The organism is Ensifer sp. Root954 (genome assembly GCF_001429005.1).
Taxonomy (GTDB): Bacteria; Pseudomonadota; Alphaproteobacteria; order Rhizobiales; family Rhizobiaceae; genus Ensifer; species Ensifer adhaerens.
Window position 1 is genome coordinate 351 of record NZ_LMJM01000013.1, and the last position, 17,604, is coordinate 17,954.

The window sequence follows — 17,604 nt, forward strand, 5'->3', positions numbered from 1 at the left end:
CATTTTACGAATGCGCCTATGCAGAAATCTCGTCGCCAATCCCAGAATTAAGAGCGGCTAGACGAGAGCTATTTGACGAGACCGAGGTTGATCAATTGGACCCGCCGGTTTTCCCGCGCTTTCGGGTTGGCTGCATCGAGCGGCCACTCCTGGCCCACGCCGATCGAATACAAGCGGTCTGGTGCGATCGCAAACGTGGTCGAAAGCGCCTCAGTTATGGCGTTGGCGCGCTGCGCGCTGAGTTCGAGATTGTGTTGCGCGTCTCCCGTCGAACTCGTGTGGCCGACGACGAGAAACTTGTAGCGCCGCAGGTTGGGGTGGTGCAGCGCATCGGCGATCAGGCCGACGGTGCGGTAAGATTTTGGCTCGATGGCGACGGAGTCGTTCTCGAATTCAATATCTACGATCAATTGCGACAGCTTGGAGAGCTTCTGCCAGTTCGGAAGGTTAGCGACACCTTTACCCGCACTTGCCTTTGCCTCCTCCACCAAAAGCGCGACGTCAATTGCGGGCGCCGCGTTTTCCACCCTCCCGAGGGTATGTACGAGTTGCATGTCATTGATTTGCTGCGCGCCCCCTTCGCCGGCGGACAGCATCAGCCCGATCGTCAGCAACGCGCTAAACTGGATTTTCTTCATCGTCATGCCTTTCGTCCTCAGAAGGTCTCAACGCCATCCTGCGTCGATGATGACTTGCCCGCATTTTCCTTCGTTCACGCGAGTCGCCTTGTTCAGACAGGAGAGAACATTGCCCTCCCCCTTGACGCTTTTGCAGTACTGGGCAATGTCGTGTTGGCAAATCGTCGCAAAGGACGACTGCGCCGCCTGACGTTGACGTATCGAGGTGATCACATTCGCCAGTGTCATGGTACACGCCGGCGAGACTTTGCCCTCGTTCCGCTCGAGACAGGACTGGATGCGGCCGCTGCCAAGGTTGAGCCCCTTGCAATATTTCCGGATGTCCGAGCCGCAATCGTTGGCGAGCCAGCTCACAGCATCGGCATAGCTGATGGTTTCTGCCCGACCGAGGGTGGCGAGGGCAAGAACAGTGAGAACTATCGTTCCTGCGAAAACTGCACTTCTGTTCGTCATGGCAAATCCGATCGAAAACAACATTAAGCTCGACTGCCCGGACGATAGCCGAGGCGTTAGCCAGCCTTGACATGCGCAATGCGGTCGCCGAAAGGGAAGTAGCTTACAGTATGCAACGCCCCTGCTACGGTTACGTCGGTATTTCGCAGGCGCGGAATGGCGAGCGCTGCCGACATCCGCTCTCGGCGGCTGTTTGCGTCCCCATGTCTCCGGGGGAGCGTGAGCATGAGGTACCATCGACCGCCGGAACGTGGGTCGGCGCTGCGAAGGTCACCGACGAGTATTCGTCATCACGCATGCCAAGGCACCGTTAGGATTCCGTGAGCCGCAACCGAGCGGCAGCAGAAACCCTGAGATGTCTTCTTACCGGGCAGCACCGGCACAGCCGCGCCCGCCCGTCACTGACCGTGGCAATCGCGAAACTGCTTCAAATTTTTGCTGCGAATCCGCCGGAAGAATTGGCTCAACCTGTCCGCCCGGAGGCGCTTGGACACCGACGCTTACCACTGGCGTGGCGAACTCAAGGAGCCACAAAAATCGAGATGGTGGCGATATGATTTCTGGACGAACAGACCTTGACAACGTAGGTTACATAAAGGGAGGTAACTAAATCAGCGATTGTTGCAGCCGAGTGGGTAAGGGGGCGATTGATGGAGACCTCGGTGGCACACGGGTCGGGGAACATGGCAGAACCGTCAGGATCTGGGCCAAGTCCAGCAGATATTCGTGACCAACTTACACGTATCATTTCGAGTGCCGAGTTTCCAAAAGGAGGCCGCGGCCCGGCCTTTCTCAGTTTCGTTGTCGAGGAGGCCCTTGCGGGGCGAGCGCTTCGCCTAAAAGGCTACACGATCGCGGTTGAGGTATTCAAGCGGAGCGAAGACTTCACCCAGGATGACCCGGTAGTTCGCATCGAGGCCGGACGGCTGAGACGTGCGCTCGAGCGCTACTATCTCGTGGCCGGACAGGACGATCCTGTCAGGATAGATATTCCAAAAGGACGCTACGCGCCTTCGTTCACCTGGAACGGTCCGATCTCGGCGGCCACCATCCTTGCCTCTGTCGAGGAGGAGGGCAAACAGCTCGATCGCTCATGGCCGCGTCGTGCGTGGCTAATGCTCGGCCTTTCCGGCGTCATCGCGCTTACGGCGCTGACATACTGGGGAAGCGAGCGCATAGTTGAGGCCGCGAAGCGGAGCGGAACCGCAACCTCGCCTGACGAACCGACGTTGGTGATCGCACCTTTTGCCAATCTCGGCGACGGCCCGCAGGCTCAACTTTACACATCAGGGCTGACAGAGGAACTGCTCACCGCCCTGCCACGGTTTAAGGAGATCATGGTCTTTGGCCGCGAGACTTCGAAGTCTCTCTCCCCCCAGGTTGAAGCTTCGGAGATTCGTGGTGGGCTTGGTGCGCGCTATCTGCTTGCCGGCGGGGTCAGGGTGTCTGGTCCTAAGGTCCGAGTGACGGCACGTCTATTGGACACATCCGACGGAGCAATCCTCTGGTCGCAGACCTACGACGACGACCTAACAAGCCGGGAACTTTTTGCCATCCAATCCGACGTCGCGAGCAAGGTTGCGGCCGCTGTAGCCCAGCCTTACGGCGTCATCGCGCAGGCTGCGACAGCCAGCCCGCCCCCAGATGACCTCGGGGTCTACGCCTGCACACTGCGCTTCTACGCATACCGTTCGGAACTGAGCCCGGAGACCCATCGGAACGCCCGAGACTGCCTTGAAAGCGTCGTGGCACGTTACCCCCGTTATGCGACCGCATGGGCAATGTCGTCCATCGTGCATCTCGATGAGGATCGATTCCGCTTTAACCTCAGGATTGGTCAACCGACGCCACTTGAGCGGGCGTTGCACTCGGCCCGACGGGCGATTGAACTGGAACCGGGAAATACCCGGGCGCTTCAATCCCTGATGATTGCGCTTTTCTTCAACCAGCAACTCACCGAGGCGCTTCAGGCCGGCGAGGAGGCGCTGGCATTAAACCCGAACGATACGGAGTTGTTGGGCGAGTTCGGAACGCGGCTCGCAATCTGTGGCCAGTGGCAGCGTGGCGCGGATCTCCTTGACCGAGCTCTTGCGCTTAATCCCGGTGGCGCAAGCTACTATCACGGAGCACGAGCGCTCGCGGCCTATATGCCGAACGATCCTGATAAAGCGGTGAGCCTCATCCGCAAGACGAATCTACAAAAGTTTCCGATGTTTCACCTGGTCGCAGCCGCAATCTTCGCTGACGCTGGATTGTTGGATGAGGCGAGGCGCGAGGGAGAGATCTTCATGAATATGCGCCCGGATTACATCCCGAACATCATCGACGAACACAGGAAGCGCAACATTGAGCCGAGGGACAACGTCCGGATGATCGCGTCGCTTCGAAAGGCGGGCCTTCCCGTGCCGAACGCCGAGGAAGTTGAAGCGAAGGTACTGGCCACCGCCGCATTCAAAATCCCCTGAGGCTTCCGCGGCGGACAGACTCTACGCTGCCCGCACAGAGCCTACCAGTCGTTATGGGTGTTCGTTCTCCGCGGTGTCTACAGTCGATATCAGACGCCAGCCGGCGACTGACGCTTGCCAAGCAGCAAGAGGCATCGGCCGATGATCCGCTGGAATACGAATACTGCCCTTTCAACCGCCGCCTCCTGTTTACTATTCGGGCTGATGCCGCAAGCAGAAACGCTGGCGGCATAAGTTGCCAAAAGCCTCCTGAAGGCAATGTCCGACTATCTCGCTTCCCAAAAGGCAATATCCTTCGCCTACGCTTCAAAACTGGAGGTCGTCACCAAGGACCCTCAGAAATTGCTGCTCGCAAGTTCCGGCAAAGTCGAGTTGGGGCGACCGAACAAGCTGCGGGCCACACGGTTTGGCGGCTTCGCCAATGTTGAATTGGTTTTCGACGGCAGGACGTTGACGTCGGTCGGAAAGGATATAAACCTTTACACTCAGGCGGATCTACCCGGCACGGTCGAGCATCTGGTCGATGAAATGCGCGACAAGCTCGCAAGCCGGTGCCCGGCGCGGCCCTGCTCCTGCCCGACGCCTATGACAAAGTGATGGAGGGCGCAACCGACGTGAAGGACCTCGGCAGTGGGGTGATCGGAGGTCTCGAATGCGACCAGCTCGATTTCCGGGCGGAAGGCGTCGACTGGCAGATTTGGATCGCGCAGGGAGAAAAACCCCCGTCCCTGCCGCTACGTGATTACCGTCAGCCGGGTCGACCAAGGTCCGCAATACAGCATCCAAATTTCGGACTAGAAGACGGGCGTCGATGTCGTGGCGGAAGACTATAGCTTCGTCAACAAGACCCACGCCAAGAAGATCGACCGGAGGATCTTGCCGACATAGACGAACTACCCGACGACCTGGCCACGGGAGACGACAAATGACAGCGCACGGGAGACTGAAGACCGTTCTGTTTATTGCCGCGCTTTTGCTTCCCGCGATCGATGCCGCTGAGCAGGCAGCGATCCTTAGGCCCTACGCTTTTCCGAAGCCCGCCGAGCCTCATATCGATCGACCGCTGACCCTGTCAGCGGCGCGGGCGTCGCTGGGCGCCCTGTGCGGCGCTGCGCCGTTGGCGTCAATTACGGCTAGGGCCCGAAATCTCAGGCGAAAGTTGGAAGCGTTATGATCAACACAAACACCAGCATTGAGCGCGTCGCTTCATTCTCTAGCTGTCTGCGTGGGATGATCCTTTGCCTTGCGCTCATCTCCGTTTCCGGATGCGGCGGCCATCCGAAGGGTGTGCTGACGCCCGTCGCCGAGACGTCCGCCGATGCAAGCCGGGTCGAAATGCTGATTACAACCACGCGTGACCGCTCGGAAGTACCCGGAGAAATGTTCACGGGCGAGCGCGCGCGTACGCCAGCGTTTGCGGACATCACCGTATCTATCCCTCCTATCCGGAAGGTTGGCGAAGTAGCGTGGCCAAAGAAGCTGCCTCCCAATCCCGCAACCGACTTCGCAACCCTGAAAGCAGACGAATTGACAATGACTGAAGCTAAGGACTGGCTGAACGCTTCGGTCAGGAAGAGTCCCGACCAAAGCGTGCTCGTGTTCATCCACGGGTTCAACAATCGCTTCGAAGACTCCGTCTACCGCTTTGCCCAGATCGTCCATGATTCCGGCGTCAAGAGTGCGCCCGTTCTTGTGACCTGGCCATCGCGGGGCAGCCTCTTGGCTTACGGCTATGACCGTGAAAGCACCAACTATACCCGCAACGCGCTGGAATCACTGTTCCAATATCTGGCTGCGGACGAAGAGGTGAAGGATGTCTCGATCCTTGCTCATTCGATGGGGAACTGGCTCACGTTGGAAGCGCTTCGCCAAATGGCAATCCGTAACGGACGCCTGCCGGCAAAGTTCAAAAACGTGATGCTCGCGGCCCCCGACGTCGACGTCGATGTGTTCCGCTCGCAGATCGAGGACATGGGCAATCAGCACCCGCGGTTCACCCTCTTCGTGTCGCAGGACGACAAGGCACTGGCTTTCTCGCGCAGGGTCTGGGGTGACATTCCCCGACTGGGATCGATCGATCCGGAGCAGGCCCCTTACAAGCAGGAGTTGGCGGACCACGATATCACCGTCATTGACCTGACCAAGGTGAGGGCCGGAGACAGTATGCACCATGGCAAGTTCGCAGAATCGCCACAAGTGGTCCAATTAATCGGCGCCCGGATTTCCGAGGGCCAGACGTTGACCGACAGTAAGATGGGCCTCGGGGATCACCTCATCGCTGGAACGACGGGGGTCGCGGCGGCGGCGGGCAGCGCTGCGGGCCTGATCCTCACTGCACCGGTTGCTGTTGTCGATCAAGCCTCTCGCGAAAACTACGCTCACCACCTCAGTGGGTTAGCGGGCCGGTCGGGCGCTGAGCAGGAGATCGCGGTCAAGAACTGCACTTCAAAACAACGGCTGGAATCTAAATCGACGTGTGGCGCGCGATAGAATTGAGGGACAACCAATGAAAACATGCCCCAGGGCTTCGGTGTCCCGTAATGGAGAAGCCCCTAGCGCGCCGACGTAGACTCCAAGCAGCACCCGGCGCGTAGCCTTTCGCGAAGCGCTACGCCGGCGGGTCGGTTGCGGCGGCCAACGATCATACGCCTTACGGCTTCTATCCCTCCCTTGCCACTGATGGATTTCTTGAACGGAGCATTTCATGAAGAGACTTGTTACGGCTGCCAGCGTCGCAAGCGCGCTCTTGTGCGGGTCGCTGATGGCAGCTGACCTTTGCTAATCGAGCACCGGACGTTCCTGCGATCGAGGAACCTATTCGATCACGCCATACTTCTGGGCAGCAGGTCTTTCTGGCGAGACCGCACAGTTTGGTCTCCCTACGGTCAACATGGACGCAAGCTTTAGTGCATTTTCGCAACCTTGATTCTGCCGGAATGCTCATGGGAGAGGCCCGGAACGGACGATTCAGCGTTTTCGGCGACCTGATCTACACCAAGCTTTCCGCCGACGATAATACGCCACATGGTTTGTTGGCGACGATTGTCGACGTCGACACTCAGACATTCCCTGGCCTTCTCGGCGGGTCCCCTCCTCTTCTACGAACGGACTCCACTGGCTGATTCGATCCTTTTGACCCTTTTGGCAGCGGTCACCGCATGGATGTTCTTGCGTGGCGCTTTACAAGTGCTTTTCTCGGTGAGTGACGAGCAACGAGAACGCCCGTTGGCACCTTGCCAAGCCGAGGTCGTCCCGGTGGACATTGGTCAGGCCGCGCATCCTACGCCAACTCACGCAGCTGCATAGCAGAGAGCCAGCGTAGAGCCACTGGGGGACTTAAGAATTTGCAATTTCAGCGCTCAGCTATACTCTCGGGCCAGTGAAATTGGTTGACTAGGAGGAGGGGACTGTCGGATGCCGTGCTACAAAGGCTTCACGTCTATACTTGTACTGGTTGTGTTTCTGGGCTTTGGTTCGCCGGTCGGAGCGGCGGACGGAACCGAGGAGAGCTCGCCGCCTGGCGTGGTCTCCGGTGACGTCGGATGGACGTTTAGTATCGCTCCTTATTTTTGGGCCGCCAGCCTGAAGGGAGACATCGGAGTTCGCGGTCGACAACCGTTCGATGCCGACGTCCCGTTTCGCGATATTTTCGACAATCTTCGTTTCGGCGGGATGCTCGTCGGCGAGGCGCACAACGGAACATGGGGCGTGTTTGCCGACCTGATTTACCTCGACATTGAGGTCGACAAGTCGTTCACGCGCACAATCGGTGGCGTCCCCGTTAGCCTGTCTGGATCGCTAGAAACCACCAGCGTGACGGCAACCCTCATGGGCGAATATCGCGTGCTTGCGGAACCGACGGCCAGCCTCGACGTGATGGCCGGTGCTCGCATCTGGAGCGTCGACAACGAACTCGACATCGCCTTATCAGCAGGCGGACCACCGCTTGCAGCTTTCAGTGGCGGCGACAAGCAAACCTGGGTCGATCCCATGCTCGGCGTGAAGGGCCGGATCGATCTCTCACCATCCTGGCATCTAACCGGGTGGGCTATGATCGGCGGCTTCGGCGCCGCATCCGACTTCAGCTGGGATGTGCTTGGCGCAATCGGCTATCAGTGGACGCAATCTTTGTCGATCGTCGGAGGCTATCGCGCAGTCGGCGTGGACTACAGCAGGAACGGATTCACATTTGACGTTATTGAGCACGGCCCGATCCTCGGGGCAGTGATCCGGTTCTAGCCCCTGCAGGGGACGAGATTAGCGTCGCGGATCGAAACCTTGAGGGTCCGGTAAAATGACTGCTTAGAGCAGACTTAGGCGGGAAATCAACGTCCGCCTTGAGCGTAACCTTTTGTCATTCGCTCCTTGGGTCCGGATCTCTGCACTGGATCAAAACAGCCATCCCCTTGATGATTCGGAAAGTGCCGCAACGGGTGGCGAGCGGAAGTTCGATGTGGAGATGCCGGAGGGCACCTTCGGAACAGGCTTCGGCTTCTTAATGTTCGGAATTGGATTCCCCGTGTAGACCGTAGCCTTTCCATTCCTGTAACAGTAGCAAATGGCTGGTTGCGCGAGAAACCTGCCGGTGAAGGCTAAGGCTCTCTGTAAAGAAACGCAGATGGCGGTCGAAGTTCCCTAAAGGACAATAGCCAGCCAGCGACGCGCCTGCCAAAATCCCCGTCCACAGACGCACGACTGCATGCGTCTCAATATCGCGGGGAGAGAGCCATGAGCGGATCGCTTAGACTTTGGGCACTTGTGCTCAGCGCAGTTTTCGCCGCAGGGTTGGGTGGCACATCCACGGCGCAGGAGCCGCAGCATTTCAGTCCGAAGGGAAAGATGCCTTCGCAATACACGATCGAGGCACAGCAACAACAGCGCCAGCTTCTGCCTTTTGCCGACAGGCAGGACTTTGAGGAAGCCGAGCGCGGCTTTATCGCTGCCCCGCCTTTCCGCAAGATCATGAACGATAAAGGCGATGTGGCTTGGAACATTGACAACTGGAACTTCCTCTTGAAAGGGAAGGATTTCGACAGCATCCACCCATCCCTCCAGCGTCAGGCCCTCCTCAACATGGAATATGGATTGTTTGAAGTTGTTCCCGGCATCTATCAGGTGCGCGGCTTCGACCTCGCGAACATATCGTTCATCAAGAGCGAGACCGGTTGGATCGTGATCGATCCACTGACTGTCAAGGAAACGGCGCGGGCCGCACTCAAATTCATCAACGAAAAGCTTGGCGAGCGACCCGTCGTTGCGGTGATCATTTCCCATTCCCACGCCGACCACTTCGGCGGGATTCGCGGCGTTGTCGATGATGCTGCACTTGCAACCGGCAAGGTCCAGATCGTTGGGCCCAAGGGGTTCATGAACGAGGCAATTGCGGAAAACCTCTACGCCGGCAACGTGATGACCCGCCGCAAGACCTACACCTACGGCGACCTTGTGCCAACCAGCCCCTACGGCAATGTCGATGCATCGATCGGCAAGGCGGCTGCTAGCGGCGATGTCGGCATCCTGCCCCCCACCATCAGCATCGAACAGTCTATTGAGGAATTGACCATCGACGGCGTAAGGATGGTTTTTCAAAACACACCGGGCACCGAAGCGCCAGCGGAGATGAATACCTGGTTCCCCGACTTCAAGGCATTCTGGGCGGCGGAAAACATCGTCAATAGCCTACACAATATTCTTACGCTGCGGGGGGCGCCCGTGCGGGATGCCCTAGCGTGGTCGCAATACATCAACGTTGCGCTATACCGGTTCGGCAATCAGGCGGATGTGATGTTCGCATCCCATAGCTGGCCGCGGTGGGGAAAAGAGCGGATTACCGAGGTAATGCGCGGACAACGCGACATGTATGCGAACTTGAACAACCAGGTACTGCACCTGGCGAACACTGGCATCACCATCAACCAAATTCACAACGTCTACGCACCGCCGAAAAGCCTGCGGGAACAATGGTATGCGCGCGGCTATCACGGCTCCTACCTGCACAACAGCCGAGCTGTCATCCAGCGCTACCTCGGTTTCTGGGATCTGAACCCTGCGACATTGGTCCCGCTATCGCCGGAGGAGTCTGCACCGCTTTACGTGGAAATGATGGGCGGCGCCTCCAAGGTGATGGCGAAAGGCCGTAATCTCTATGCCGAGGGCAAATATCGCCTTGCAACCGAGATTCTAAATAAGCTGGTCTATGCTGAACCGGACAATCAGGATGCAAAAGATCTGCTCGCTGACACCTACGAGCAGATGGGCTACCAGTTCGAGAGTCCCAGTCTCCGAAACAGCTTCCTGGCCGGCGCCAAGGAACTCCGTGACGGCGTCATCGCCGTGAAGGCTGCAAAGGCGGGCAGTCCTGACTTTGTGCGCGGCACCAGCACAGAGTTGTTCCTCAATTATCTCGGCATCCAGATGGACAGCCGCAAGGCGGAAGGCATGCATTTCAAGATCAACCTCTCGACGCCAGATAACGGCGAGAAGTTTGTCGTCGAAATGAGCAATGCCACACTGACGACGATCTCCGGCTTCCAGGCGGAAGACGCTGACTTGACGATAACAATCGACCGACGCGAGTTGGAAGATGTGATGATTGGGACGGCGAAGCTGTCAGACAAGGTGTCTGCCGGGAAGGCAAAAATGGAAGGCAATCCGCAAGTGCTTGCTCAGCTTGGCTCGACAATGGTCACGTTTGACAACTGGTTCGAGGTTTTGCCGGGCACGAAGAAGCGCGAGGCGCTGCCAAAGGCCGAGCTGCTACACGACGACGCGACCTACTACGACGGTCCCTAGAAGGCTCCCCTAGACCCTGGAGCCACAACGCGCCATAGCAGACTAATTGCCTGAGCAGCGCCTTCTGAAAATCTGCCTTCCGGGGCAACTTCATCGACAGCGTAATCTCGGAAGTGGCGTTCCGATGATCGGCAGCACAGTTCCTAGTGAGCATGGTCTTCAGCGCTACATTATAGGCAAAATGTAGAAGTTCGTTAGGTTTGGTTAAATTCGTAAATATACGGTGGCATTCGGTTCGAACGCAGCCATTGTCGGGTGGCTGACACCCGCAAAAGCCGTATGATCTTTTTGACTCAGACCCTTCCGCCTTGGAACGGCGCAAGGGTTTTTTCCACGTACGGCATGAATTGTCCACGATCTCTGCACGAAGCCGTCCGGTGGCTCCGCGTCGGGCTAACGGAGACTGGAGGCAGCCTTCTCCACCTGCCGCTTTAGCTGTCTGAATGCCTGGTCGCTGGCGCTGGCCCTGTCCTGCACGCCGATTTCCTTGGCACGGAAAATCGCCCGGTTGGCCACTTCCAGATGGATCTTCTCACCGCCGATTGACAGCGCCAATGTCTGGTCGATCCCGTCATAATAGGCGGTGTATACCATCTTGGCGGGGGATAGCCGTAAGCCCCTCGGCGTTTCCAGAAGGGAGAGGTTTTTCTGGTCGGCCTCGCAAATCGCGATCAGGGTGAAGACGGACCAACAAACCGAACACGGTCGCGGGTTTTGGGAGGACTGTGGCGGTGCAAAGCCGAAAACCTACCTGCGATGTTGCACTGCCTTCTTTAATTGCCTGACGAGTTCTGTGGTTCGTAGATCGGTCGGCTGGAGATCGGCGAGCGCCTCCGCAAACCGAAGCGTCTCTTCATAGCGTCCGAGTTTAAGACCAAGTTGAATGGCAGTGGCAAACAGATTGGCGTCAGTTGCACCTCCGACAGCGGAAACGAACAGAGCGAAGGCGTCATCCGTTCGGCCTACTGCATCGAGCGCTATCGCCGCCGTCGTCCGATATCGGGAATTACTAGGATCCAAGCGCACTGCCGCTTCCAACTCCTCAATCGCGTCCGCCATCGCCTTTTGACGAACGAGCGACAACCCGTGTCCATAGCGAAGGTCGGCCCGGTCCGGATTTGCGACGACCGCCTCGGCATAAGCGTGCTCGGATCTCTCGTTGTCACCGACGGCGCGGTACAGTTCAGCAAGATTGATGTGCGAGCCCGAAAGCGTCGGATCGAGTACAATTGCGCGGCGGAAGGCCTTTTCCGCCTCGGCCGTGCTCCCCTGCTCGAACAGGAATGTCCCATGGTTGTTCTGTGTCTCGGCACTGTCCGCGTTGGCTTGGACATAGGCACGCAGGTCATCGACGGCGGCATCGAATGCGCGACGTTGGTCGCCGCGGAGGTCCAGTGACCGAGTGGTGCCAAGAGCCTTGGCCGCCGCCACGCGCACCGCTCGGGTTTCGTCTCCAAGCAGGACGCCGACCGCGTCCAGCCGCAGTTGAGGGGGCAAGTTGGCAGCCGCCTCCGCTGCCCCCAGCCTGACGAGCGGATCCGGGTCTCCCGCTGCCGCCCTGACGTTCGCGGCCGTAGCGGCTCCGTCGAGCCTTGACATTTCAGCAATCGCACTGCCCCTAACAATGCCTGGTTGTTCGCGGTCGGCCAGAAACTTGCGTAGATCCTCAACCGCTGCACCGCCGTTCCGGGCCGCTTCTGCAAATGCATGGGCAATCGTGGGGCGTTTCCGCCAGTCCTTGCCATACCACCCGTCCAGGCTTTCGGACGCCCAGTCGTTCGTTTTGCCCTGGTGGCACGAGGTGCAGGCATTCGGCGTTCCATAGAGCGCGGAAAGGTCGGGGCGGGGGATGACGAAGGAATGGTCGCGCCGGGGATCCACCTTCATGTAGGTACGCTCCGGCATGTGACAGTTGACGCAAAAAGCGCCAGCAGAGCCTTGCGGGTGATGTGTGTGCGCCGGCGTGTCGAACGCCCCGCTCGGGTCGTTGCTTGTAAAGCGTTCGGGCGCAGTTTCCGCGTGGCACTGCGTGCATAAGGCGTTGCCGGCGGCTTTGACGGTACCCTCGTGAGTTCTGTGGCAGTCTACGCAGGTGACCCCTGCGTTTGCCATCTTGCTCTGCAGGAAGGAGCCGTATTCGAACACCTCGTCGCGAATTTGCCCGTCCGGGAAATAAAGATCGCTGCGAAGCAACGCCGGAGAAAAATGGTCAAGAAAGGATCCCCCCGGTCGGTGGTCACCGACAAGTCTGCTGCGTCGCGCATGACATGCGTAGCACGTGTTCGAATCGACCCTAGCCAAGCCGGGATTTGCCGCCACCTTCGAAGCATTTGCCGCTTTGGCTCTGGCCCATTCGACATGCTTTGCACCGCCGCCATGGCAGGACTGGCAGCCAATGCTCGTCGCCACGTAGGACGATTTATATTCGTTCGTCTGCGACTCGAAATTGGTTCGCGGATCGGTGGAATGGCAGTCGATGCACGTGCGGTTCCAGCGATAGAACGGACCCGTCCAATGAAAGGTCGAGCCCGGTTTTGCCGCACTGCCTTCGCCCAGCCAGAACCATTCGTGCTTTTTTGTGTCCCAGGCGATGTCGAGAGCCTGCAGCCTGCCGCCGCCGAGATCCACCAGATACTGCTGCAGAGGCTCATAGGCGAATGTGTATTTGACCTCGAAGTCCGCCGGCTTGCCGTCCGGTCCTTCGGTGCGGACGAAGAAGCGACGGTCTCGACGGAAGAAGTCCGCCGCAACGCCATCGCGCTCGAACCGGGTGTTGTTGAAATCGGCGCGCACGGCTTTGTCATCAGCAAAGGCCATCGCCTTGGCGTGGTGCGATTTGGCGAATGCGGCGGCTTGTTCGGTGTGGCAAGACGTACACGTCTTCTCGTCGACGAATCCATCATGGCGCGCGACCAACGGATCAGTGGCGGGAGGCGGAGACGTCTCAGCGGCAGCAATCGGTGCGGCAAACCCAAGCAGGACGCCAAACAACAAGGCTGCTCGAGTAATTGCCGATGAGTGGATAAGCCCGGCCAATCGAAAGCTCCGTATCGTTCCAGAAGAGGGCGTGCTGACCTGGCAGCGCGACTAAAGCAGCTGGCTTAAAAGCAGCCGGGGAAGGCCCAATCAGCCCTAGCGTTCCCCTTGGGAACCGTTGCATTCGCGCTGATCAGGCCAACATCCATCTCAGTAGCAAGGCGGGTACGGATAGTAGCCGCATTGCGGCGGGTAGTCATACGGATTGGCCGCTGCAGCGCCGACGGCGGCGCCAGCCACCACGCCCGCGGCAACCGCACCACCGCGATACCAAGCCCCGTTGTAAACGGGGGCGTGCCAGTAGTTGCCTCCGACATGGGTGACGTTGATGTCGTTCACACGCGCCGTGCTTCCGTGGAACCCACCCGCCCCCAGATCGCCGCCCCGGAATCCACCTCCACCAAAGTCCGCACCGCGGAAGCCACCGCCGCCAAAACCACCGCTGAAATGGTCGATGAAAACCGCAGCAGGTCCGCTCGCACCACCCAGACTTCCTTCCAGGACGGCGATGTCGAATGTGAGCGTGCTACCTTCAAGCTTTGGTGATTTCAGAGTGACCACGACGTCACTGATGTCCGACCCGTTGCCTCCCAGCACCGACACCGTTGCGTTTGGAGGGTCGATTGCGAAATTGTCCTTCCCCTCATCCCACTGCATAATGAACTGTTCGGTGGTTACATGTCCGGCGGCCCGCACTGGCCGATCGGCAAAGACGATCGAATTAGCCGACACACCGGTCAGAACCAGTTTTTCACCATCGATCCTAGCGCCATCCGAGTTGATGACTGCAAGTGACGGCACCGGACCGGTGGGGGCGACCGTCCCGATCGCCTTCCCCAGCGGAACATGTTGCTTCCTGGTGGAATCCTGGGCGATTGCAGCAGTTGCTGCCAGTGCGAGCCCTCCAATAACCGTTATCAAGCCGGCGACATGATTGATTTTCATCGTGGATGTCCTTCGAGTTAGAGACAAGCGGCAGGGCCGCCTGTTTCTGATGGCCTCACCAACGCGGATGGACTTTGGCACACGGCGTCGCGCGCGCTGCACGAAACGCAGTTTACTTATTGGGAATGATCTCTTTCCAATCCGCCTTCATATCGACCACGGTCCATTTGTTGATCGCCGCTGCATCAAGCGCCTTATCCAGGCGGCCGAATTCGGTGTCGCGGTCGTAGGCGTATTCGCGTTCAGCATCGGTGTGATGAATAAGCATGCCGAAACGGACGCTGCCCCCCGTCATTGTCGTCCATTGCAGCATTTCCAGGTCGCCGTCGGAGTTGCCGAAGGCCGCGATCGGACGGCGGCCAATATGTTCGTTGATACCGACCGGCTTGCCCGCTTTGTCATCGATGAAGTTGACTTGCGGCAGACGGAACAGGGTCGGCGTTCCGTCACGCATCTCGAACTGAGTCTTGATCGACGAGCCGACGACCTGTTCGGGTGGAACGCCGTAAACCTGTTCGGCCCACGGCCGCACAAACTCGATTCCGCCGCCCGAGACGATGAAGGTCTTGAAGCCGCTGGCGCGCAGATACGCGAGCAGTTCGAGCATCGGCTGGTAGACGAGCTCGGTATAGGGTTTCTTGAACTTCGGATCGCGCGCGGTAGCGATCCAATCGGAAACGACCTTTTGGAACTCGTCATTGGTCATGTCCGCATGGGTCTCCATGATGAGCGCTAACAGGCCCTTTTCGCCCGCTGCAGCGAGTGCCTTCATGTCGCCCTCCAGCACTGCCTTAAACGGCTGTTTGTCCGTCCATTCTGGATGGGCCGCAGCCTCCGCCTTCACGCGGTCGAGGGCGAAGGCAAGCTGAACGTAGATCGGATGCTCGACCCACAACGTGCCGTCATTGTCAAAGACGGCGATGCGCTCCGGTTCCGGGACGAAGTCGGCCGTGTTTTCCGTCGTCACCTTCTCGACGAAGGCGAGGATGGCCGCCTTTGGCGCGGTGTCGTTCCACGAAGGCAGCGGATCGGTCTGGGCCCGTGAAGGACCGCCGGAGCAAGCGACAGCGATCGGAACCAAGATTGCAGCGAGCGTTACGAACAGTCGGCGACGGCCGAGCTCGAAATGATGGACCACTCCCATGTCGTGTCTCCTGTTGCTGGCGGAGCAGTTGCCGCGGTAACGGCCTTGGGGGTCGTTCCGCTACATTTCCCTGAAATGCGGAGCGATCCGCAGCGCTTCCGGTCGGCAGACGGCCTTCCTGGGTCGCTCCGCCATGCCGTACGCACCATTGGGCGTCAGTCGTGACGCAGGGCAGGCAAGGCAGGCCGCTCCACAATTCTTAAGAGGTTGGCGGCAACCCCGGGGCCCCAGGGTTGCCGCGAGAAAGTCAGTTTCCGGTCGGGAACGGAATGTTGACACCCTCCTTTGCGAGTGAGTCCCGGACCCATTGGAAGCGCTCGTAATCCGAAAGCGTGATGGGACCGTTGTAGGTCAGGCTCTGCGGCTTCCGCGGAGGATACTGCACGTAGGTAGCCATGATCTTCTTCAACTCCTCGCCCATGACCACGCCCATCCAGGTCCGCTCCGTAAAGTTGTTCATGAAAATGTCGTAGCGTTCCTGCGGGTCCTGCCACAGGTCAAACACCTGGGGCACCGTAGCGACATACTTCTCCGCGCCCTTCCAGCCAAGGTTCGAGTCGACGGCCAGCCCACCAGTCGAGGCTCCGTCATCGCCACGGATATTGAACGCGAACTTGTAGTTGTTGACGCGAATCGCACCGGGGGAGAGCTCGTTCTCGGTAAAGTAGAACCATGATTTGCGGACCGATTTGCCGTTGCCGAGAAGGATCGGCGACATGTCATAGCTGTCGAAGACGATTGGCTTGTCTTCGCGGTCCTTGTCGGGCAGCGGCACCCCGCCGATTGCGGCGAATGTCGCCATAAGATCAAGGCCGCCGACTATGTCGTGATTCTTTGCCCGCGGCTTGATTTTTCCGGGCCACACGGCGATCGCGGGAACACGATTGCCGCCCTCGCGCAAGGTGCCCTTGCTGCCCCGGAACGGCGTGTATCCGGCATCCGGATAAACGTCCTGCCAGGCTCCGTTGTCCGTCGTGTAGAAGACCAGAGTGTTTCTGTCGAGACCCGTTTCACGGAGCTTGTCCATGATCCTGCCGATGTGGGTGTCGAGTTCCACGACCGAGTCGGCATACTTGCTCTTCGACAGGGACTTGTGCTGGAACTCAGGGGCAGGAAGGTTCGGCTGATGTACCTTCATGAAATTCACGTTGATGAAGAATGGTTGATCCGGCTTCTTGGCTGCTGCATCAAGGAATTCGATCGCCGCCTTCTCGATATATCCATCGAAGAACGGAATACCGACAACGCCTTCCTTGCCGTCGATCACGGGCGTGTCGACGTACTGGCCGTTGATCTTGAAATCCTCCGTCACTTCGCCACCGGCTTTGCCGGAGAGCGAGCCCTTCGTTACGTTCTGGAACATCGCCCTGAGTTCCGGATCCATGTCTGGGAACCAGGTTGGATCGGCATAGGTGTAGGCGTTGAGGTGATAAAGGCCGACATGTTTCATTTCGTCGTAGCCCTGTGCGGTGGGCATCGCATAGTCTGCCTCGCCAAGATGCCATTTGCCGGTGAAATAGGTTTGGTAGCCGCCTCTCTTCAGCACGGACGCGAGCGTCCATTCGGCTGCCGGCAGACCACCACCCTGGCCCTGGAAGGCCACGGTCGTCATGCCGCTGCGGTTCGGAATGCGCCCGGTCTGCATGGCTGCGCGGCCAGGCGTGCAACTCGGCTGGGCATAGAAGGAAAAGAACGTCATGCCTTCGTCGGCCAGTCGGTCAATGTTAGGAGTTGGCATGCCACGACCTTCGCCGCCGCCATAGGGACCCAGATCGCCATAGCCCGTGTCGTCGGAGACGATGAACAGAATGTTGGGCTTCGTTTGTGCTTCCTGGGCTCGCAGGGGGGATGCGATACACCAGAGAACGGTTGAAGCAGCCAATGCTCCAACGCCGCAGATGATCCTACGCTTCATTTCGAGTCCTCCGTTGAGATCTCCGGTCAAACGGTGATTCACCGAGGCGCACGGAACCAAACGCCGCCGTGCGCTCACTCACTCTGAAATCAATCGAAACAACTGGAGCAATATCGAAATTCGGACGCCTTTCGGTCGAAACGGCATCCAGCCCGAGCCTCCGTGCGGATTACGAACGACACTCGTAACGAGCACCCTATCGAAAGGGGAGCCGCA

11 protein-coding genes and 1 pseudogene are annotated in these 17,604 nt (G+C 58.8%); 5 read left to right on the forward strand and 7 right to left on the reverse strand.

Going from position 1 to position 17,604, the window contains the following annotated elements; all coding sequences use genetic code 11:
• Nucleotides 1-68: 68 nt before the first annotated feature.
• A complete protein-coding gene (locus ASE71_RS07055) occupies nucleotides 69-596 on the reverse strand; it encodes an OmpA family protein (protein ID WP_413814629.1) in 528 nt (175 codons plus the stop codon).
• 69 nt (nucleotides 597-665) lie between these two features.
• Entirely contained in the window at nucleotides 666-1,091 is a 426-nt protein-coding gene (locus ASE71_RS07060; RefSeq protein ID WP_060520503.1) for a cysteine rich repeat-containing protein, read from the reverse strand.
• Between the two features lie 650 nt (nucleotides 1,092-1,741).
• Between ASE71_RS07060 and ASE71_RS07065 the strand changes: the two genes are divergently transcribed.
• The 5 genes and pseudogenes from ASE71_RS07065 (at nucleotide 1,742) to ASE71_RS07090 (ending at nucleotide 10,348) form a co-directional block, all read left to right on the forward strand.
• A complete protein-coding gene (locus tag ASE71_RS07065; RefSeq protein WP_060520466.1) occupies nucleotides 1,742-3,556 on the forward strand; it encodes an adenylate cyclase in 1,815 nt (604 codons plus the stop codon).
• 249 nt (nucleotides 3,557-3,805) lie between these two features.
• Nucleotides 3,806-4,485: pseudogene (locus ASE71_RS07070) on the forward strand (DUF2092 domain-containing protein).
• A 301-nt stretch (nucleotides 4,486-4,786) separates the two neighbouring features.
• Nucleotides 4,787-6,046: an alpha/beta hydrolase gene (locus ASE71_RS07080; protein WP_162251876.1), complete on the forward strand. Its 1,260-nt coding sequence runs from the start codon at nucleotides 4,787-4,789 to the stop codon at nucleotides 6,044-6,046.
• 924 nt (nucleotides 6,047-6,970) lie between these two features.
• Nucleotides 6,971-7,795 (forward strand): hypothetical protein, encoded by an 825-nt coding sequence (locus ASE71_RS07085; protein WP_060520470.1) that lies wholly within the window; start codon nucleotides 6,971-6,973, stop codon nucleotides 7,793-7,795.
• Nucleotides 7,796-8,284: 489 nt separating this feature from the next.
• Nucleotides 8,285-10,348 (forward strand): alkyl/aryl-sulfatase, encoded by a 2,064-nt coding sequence (locus ASE71_RS07090; RefSeq protein ID WP_060520471.1) that lies wholly within the window; start codon nucleotides 8,285-8,287, stop codon nucleotides 10,346-10,348.
• Nucleotides 10,349-10,741: 393 nt separating this feature from the next.
• Here ASE71_RS07090 and ASE71_RS07095 read toward each other — a convergent pair whose 3' ends face one another.
• The 5 genes from ASE71_RS07095 to ASE71_RS07115 form a co-directional block, all read right to left on the reverse strand.
• Nucleotides 10,742-10,942, reverse strand: coding sequence for a hypothetical protein (locus tag ASE71_RS07095; RefSeq protein WP_060520472.1), 201 nt, complete (start codon nucleotides 10,940-10,942; stop codon nucleotides 10,742-10,744).
• Nucleotides 10,943-11,095: 153 nt separating this feature from the next.
• Nucleotides 11,096-13,384, reverse strand: coding sequence for a tetratricopeptide repeat protein (locus ASE71_RS07100; protein WP_082566470.1), 2,289 nt, complete (start codon nucleotides 13,382-13,384; stop codon nucleotides 11,096-11,098).
• Between the two features lie 150 nt (nucleotides 13,385-13,534).
• On the reverse strand, nucleotides 13,535-14,329 hold the full coding sequence (locus ASE71_RS07105; protein ID WP_060520474.1) for a hypothetical protein: 795 nt from the start codon (nucleotides 14,327-14,329) through the stop codon (nucleotides 13,535-13,537).
• A 112-nt stretch (nucleotides 14,330-14,441) separates the two neighbouring features.
• Nucleotides 14,442-15,473, reverse strand: a complete 1,032-nt coding sequence (locus ASE71_RS07110; RefSeq protein ID WP_060520475.1) for an HAD family hydrolase — start codon at nucleotides 15,471-15,473, stop codon at nucleotides 14,442-14,444.
• A gap of 247 nt (nucleotides 15,474-15,720) precedes the next feature.
• The gene (locus ASE71_RS07115) at nucleotides 15,721-17,388 is read right to left on the reverse strand and encodes an arylsulfatase (RefSeq protein ID WP_060520476.1); all 1,668 of its coding nucleotides are present in this window, start codon (nucleotides 17,386-17,388) and stop codon (nucleotides 15,721-15,723) included.
• Nucleotides 17,389-17,604 lie beyond the last annotated feature (216 nt).